This window comes from Bacteroides sp. OF04-15BH (assembly GCF_003477995.1).
GTDB lineage: Bacteria > Bacteroidota > Bacteroidia > Bacteroidales > Bacteroidaceae > Paraprevotella.
This window is the reverse complement of the sequence record NZ_QUEM01000035.1, coordinates 31,444-32,165: the sequence shown is the minus strand read 5'-3', so window position 1 is coordinate 32,165 and position 722 is coordinate 31,444. Positions and strand designations below refer to the sequence as shown.

The 722-nt window shown below is 35.9% G+C and carries 1 protein-coding gene and 1 pseudogene; one reads left to right on the top strand and one right to left on the bottom strand.

What is annotated here, in order from left to right; translation table 11 throughout:
- A pseudogene (locus tag DXA74_RS16650) lies at positions 1 to 210 on the top strand (hypothetical protein); the annotation flags it as partial.
- Here the strand turns inward: DXA74_RS16650 and DXA74_RS16645 are convergent.
- A partial coding sequence (locus DXA74_RS16645; protein ID WP_233550556.1) for a restriction endonuclease subunit S occupies positions 190 to 722 on the bottom strand: 533 nt, incomplete at its 5' end. The pseudogene DXA74_RS16650 and the gene DXA74_RS16645 overlap by 21 nt on opposite strands.

Genomic DNA, 722 nt, shown 5'->3' with positions numbered 1-722 from the left:
TTATGCTTTTTTTGTCATGACACAGTTTATATGACAGTCTCTTATATTTTTAATCTGTACAAATTGATGGGATTAATTGGAGGCAAAGGCATAGGTATTCAAGGTTTTTCGTCTAAAGCTTTACATAATACTCTTATGCCTTTGCCTCCGTTAAAAGAGCAATATCGTATTGTAGCCCAAATTGAAAAACTATTTGAGCAACTGCGATAATTCATTAATGCGTTCTGCTATACGTTTCTGTTCTGCTAAAGGTGGAATACCAATAGGCAAATTGTAGAATAACTCTTTATATAGGTGCGGAATAGCCGCACCTCTTTTTGAATTTCTTAACTCCTCTTTGTAGTACAGAATGAAAGCCAAAATATATGGTTTCCACATAGCTGAAGAAAGCCATAGCTGTTTGAATGTGCTTCCCATATATCCATCCTGTGGAACAGAGAAAACTTCTCCTGAATTTTCACCATCCACAAGAATGATATTATCTCCAGCATAGACAAATCTGCCTTTTTCTATAATGGTTGCAGATGATTTTCCACGTAAGAACCTTGCATCCAAGCAAATACCTTTTCCGTTTCTCTTTTCACCGTCTATCAACTGGCATATATCTTTCAAACGTAATATAGCCCAACTGTTGGGATATTCAAAAGGAAGCTCAACCTCAAAGATTTGCCCATTTATCCTCTCATAATACTTGTTATCGTCACCTTTATAGATAACGGAAT